The organism is Verrucomicrobiota bacterium, from assembly GCA_037139415.1.
Taxonomy (GTDB): Bacteria; Verrucomicrobiota; Verrucomicrobiia; order Limisphaerales; family Fontisphaeraceae; genus JBAXGN01.
In genome coordinates, this window is sequence record JBAXGN010000324.1 from 1 (window position 1) to 4,019 (window position 4,019).

General features: G+C 53.3%; 4 protein-coding genes. All 4 read left to right on the forward strand.

Annotated features, from left to right (window positions below):
* The first annotated feature begins 106 nt into the window (after positions 1–106).
* Complete coding sequence (locus tag WCO56_29150) at positions 107–1,126, forward strand: STELLO glycosyltransferase family protein (protein ID MEI7733668.1); 1,020 nt, start codon at positions 107–109, stop codon at positions 1,124–1,126.
* Between the two features lie 54 nt (positions 1,127–1,180).
* On the forward strand, positions 1,181–2,122 hold the full coding sequence (locus tag WCO56_29155) for an SDR family oxidoreductase (protein MEI7733669.1): 942 nt from the start codon (positions 1,181–1,183) through the stop codon (positions 2,120–2,122).
* The gene (locus WCO56_29160; protein MEI7733670.1) at positions 2,119–2,847 is read left to right on the forward strand and encodes a glycosyltransferase family 2 protein; all 729 of its coding nucleotides are present in this window, start codon (positions 2,119–2,121) and stop codon (positions 2,845–2,847) included. The genes WCO56_29155 and WCO56_29160 overlap by 4 nt, the downstream gene beginning before the upstream one ends.
* A gap of 176 nt (positions 2,848–3,023) precedes the next feature.
* Positions 3,024–3,605 carry a VTT domain-containing protein gene (locus WCO56_29165; GenBank protein ID MEI7733671.1) on the forward strand — a complete coding sequence of 194 codons (582 nt, stop codon included), beginning with the start codon at positions 3,024–3,026 and terminating at the stop codon, positions 3,603–3,605.
* The last annotated feature ends 414 nt before the right edge of the window (positions 3,606–4,019 follow it).

Consider the following 4,019-nt stretch of genomic DNA (forward strand, 5'->3'; position numbering starts at 1 on the left):
GGACCGCAAGGTTGCGTGCGCCTCAGTCCTACTCGACCCGGTTCATTTTTCTGCATGGTCGGGTTCCCAATTTCAGCTTTCAAGTTTCAGATTTTTTTTAAGACCTATGCCGAGTGACTTTCCATTCTATTCCGTAATTACCACCATTCAGCCTCCCACCAGTTCGGTTCGCCGTTTGAGCCGGAAACTTTCGGGTTGCGAAGGCCAATTACTGATTATCGGCGACAAAAAAGGCCCCGCCACCTATCCCTTGGCGGGCGCGGAACTCGTGACGATTGAAGCGCAACGCGCATTGCCGTTCCAGCTCGCTCCCCTGCTGCCGGAGGGGCATTACGTCAGGAAGAACCTGGGCTACCTGCTGGCCATCCAACGCAAGGCCGCTTGCATTTATGAGACGGACGACGATAACGCCCCGCTGCCGCATTGGCAGCCGCGTCAGTTGAAAGTCAAAGCCAAGCAAGTCACGGCCGCCGGATGGCATAATGTGTATGAGCATTTTTCCCAACGCTCCGATCTGATCTGGCCGCGCGGTTTTCCCGTGGAAATGCTTGCCAAAGCGCCTGGCAAAAAACGGACGCTCCTGGGCAAACTGGATCAATTCAGCGCACCCATCCAGCAAGGCTTGGCGAATGGGAGCCCGGATGTGGATGCCATCTGGCGGTTGGTTTTGGACAAACCGTTTGATTTTCAGGAAAATTGCAGTCTTTTCCTGGCCGCAGGCACATGGTGCCCTTTCAATAGCCAAAGCACCTGGTGGTGGCCCGAGGCGTACCCGCTGATGTATCTGCCCAGCTTTTGCACCTTTCGAATGACCGATATCTGGCGCAGCTACATCGCGCAGCGCTGCCTTTGGGCGATTGGCAAAGGCGTGGCCTTTCATGCGGCGGAGGCCCATCAAGACCGCAATCAGCACAACCTGTTGCGGGATTTCGCGGATGAGGTTCCTGGTTACCTCCAGGCCAATCGGATTATCGAGTGTCTAGCCGCCCTGAAACTGCGCCGGGGAAAAAATGCGATGGGCGAGAATCTGTTGGCCTGCTACCAGGCACTCGTCAATATCGGCATCTTCCCGGAAAAAGAACTCGGCCTCGTGACCGCATGGCTGGCTGACCTGGCACAAGGATAGAGGATCGTACGATAAGCAACCCACCACCCGAACAAAAGTGTTAGAAAAAAATTTATGAAAGTACTAATCACCGGAATCACCGGAATGATCGGCAGCCAGGTAGCCCGGCTGGCCACCTCGCAAGGCTGCGAAACATTCGGATTTGCACGGTTCAGCGCCGCCAGCCGCATGGCTGCCATCCAGGAAAAGAACATTCTTCGCTGCGACATACTCGACCGCGACGCGCTGGAGCGGATTGTTGAGAAAATCCAGCCGGATCTGGTTGTTCACATGGCGGCCCAAGCGTACAATGGTATTTCCTGGGAAATGGAGGATATTACCCATTTAACGAATTACACCGGGACATTGAACGTGTTGAAAGCGTGTCGGCGATTGGTGCCGAAGGCCAAAGTGGTTTTAGCATGTTCCAGCGCGGCGTATGGGGATGTGCTGCCGGCGGATAACCCCCTGAAGGAAGCTCGTCTGCTTAAGCCCATCACCCCGTACGGAGTGAGTAAAGCAGCCACGGAAGCTCTGGGATACCAATATTACAAGAACTACGGTTTGGCAGTTTTCCTGCCCCGTTTGTTCATTCACGTGGGCACCGGCCACCCGCCGGCCACCGCCATTCAAAATTTTGCCCGTCAACTGGCCTTGATCACCCGCCGAATGGCCCCGCCGATTATCAAAGTCGGCAACCTGTCTTCAGCACGTGATTTCGTAGATGTTCGTGACGGCGCCAGGGCGTTGCTGCTTTTGGCTCAGAAAGGCGCGCCGGGGGACCCCATTAACATCTGCACGTCCACCACCTACACCATCAGGCAGATTCTGGAGATGCTGATCGAAATCTCCGGACAAAAGGTGGAAGTTGTGGCTGATGCCCAACTGATGCGACCTTCCGACGAACCGCTCCTTTTGGGCGATAATACCAAGCTTAAAGCCCTGGGTTGGCAGCCCGAATATTCAATCCAGCAAACCCTTGAAACCGTCTATCAGGATTGGCTTTCCCGGATATGAACGCCTTCAAATCGGCATCCATTATCCTGCCAGTATTGAACGAAACCTATTCGTTGCGGCAGACGGTGGATATCATCGAGTCGGCGTGTGCGAACGACGTAGGGGAGTATATTATTGTCGTCTGCGAGCGCACCAAGGCGGAAAGCCTCTTGGTTTGCCGGGAAATCGTAACCCAACTGGCTGGCAAATGCTCGTTACATTTTCAAAAACGACCCTTTGTGGGCGGGGCGATTCGCGATGGGTTTGATTTGGCACGAGGCAGCCATGTGGTCATGATGTCCACCGACCTTGAAACCGATCCCGCGCTGGTAAAGACCCTCATCGCCATGGCAAAGGAATACCCGGAGGGCATCGCGACCGCGTCTCGCTGGGTAAAGGGCGGACAGTTTGAAGGTTATCATCCGATCAAGTTGGCTGCCAACTTCCTTTTCCAGAAAATGTTTTCGGTGCTTTACGGCACCCGGCTATCCGATTTGACGTATGCCTATCGGATTTTCCCGACCGCACTGGTACATCGCATCGCTTGGGAAGAACTCAAACATCCATTTTTTTTGGAAACGGCGCTCAAGCCTTTACGGCTTGGGGTTACCATTCGTGAAATTCCTGCGGTTTGGCGCGCGCGCACCGAAGGGGAATCAGTCAATCCGTTTATGGCCAACTTTACCTATTTTAAAATTGCCATCCGCACACGGTTTCGCCGCACCCAAGACATTGTCTGCCAATGAAAGTTAACAAGCAGGGAAATGCCAGCCAGCCTGACCTCGCGCAAAAAATTGGTGTCAATTTTTTTGCCAAATAATATTTTTGCCATGTCCGGTTTCCCATCTTTCTGCATGGTCGGGTTTCCCATTTTTATGCGGCTCATCTTTCTGCAAAATCCCAACAATCATTTCAGAATTAAATGATCCAGCCGTTCATTGACAGTTTTCGGGATATCCATTCGGCCTGGTTTATCGCCGTCATGGTGTTCCTACCGCTGGTTGGTTTTCCGATCAGCCCGTTTTGGATACTGGCAGGTATTCGCTTTGGACCGGTGATGGGCATACTCGTATCCGTCTTTGCCTTGGCGGCCAATGATGCCATTGCCTACCAAATGGCGTCGCGCTGGCTCAAACGGCCCATCCAGACCTGGCTGGCGAAGCGCGCATACCGGTTGCCGCAGATGAATGACGGTGGTGAAATCAGGCTATTACTAATTTGCCGCTTAACCCCGGGGTTTCCCCTGCCCGCCCAAAACTACCTGCTGGGGTGCTCGGGGATTCACTTTGTCCGCTACCTGGTTTGGTCACTTCCCCTGCAAGCAGTCTGGGCAATTGCCTTTGTGGTCTTCGGAGACGCCGTAACCCGATCAAACATCTGGCCGTTTGTCTTGGCCGCCAGTTTACTGATCGTGGTTGCCCTGGTCATTGCCATGCTCCGCAGCCATTTACTGCCACCCAAGGCTCCGGATATAAATGCTTTTACACCCCAGACCAAAGTTTGAGTTTAAGGCCTGCCGCTTGCGGACATTTTGAGCAACCACTAACAACCACCTGATAACCGACAACAGTCCTTGATCTTAACCGCGAGCCGCGAACAACGAACCGATAGTCAGCATGTCAGCTTTTCAGCATTTAGGCCCCCCGCTCCATGCTCCTCGCTCCATGCTGTCTGCTCTGCGTTATCAACTGATAACTGCGAACTGCGAACCGATAACTGGTTTCAATCCGTGTTTATCAGTGTCCATCAGTGGTTAAAAATGAAGCTCGTTCCCATTTTCAGGTTCTCAAGTGTTGGTTCCCATATTTCTGCCGGCCAATTTTTCTGCATAATCGGGTTCCCAATTTTTTTGCCATGTCCGGTTTCCCATCTTTCTGGTGCAGCCTTCGATCTTTGACAGGCCAGCGGGTGCAAGTCC

Excerpts from the sequence above, each read along its gene's own strand:
- WCO56_29150 (MEI7733668.1), top strand. The coding sequence starts at position 107 with ATGCCGAGTGACTTTCCATTCTATTCCGTAATTACCACCATTCAGCCT.
- WCO56_29155 (MEI7733669.1), top strand. The coding sequence starts at position 1,181 with ATGAAAGTACTAATCACCGGAATCACCGGAATGATCGGCAGCCAGGTA.
- WCO56_29160 (MEI7733670.1), top strand. The coding sequence starts at position 2,119 with ATGAACGCCTTCAAATCGGCATCCATTATCCTGCCAGTATTGAACGAA.
- WCO56_29165 (MEI7733671.1), top strand. The coding sequence starts at position 3,024 with ATGATCCAGCCGTTCATTGACAGTTTTCGGGATATCCATTCGGCCTGG.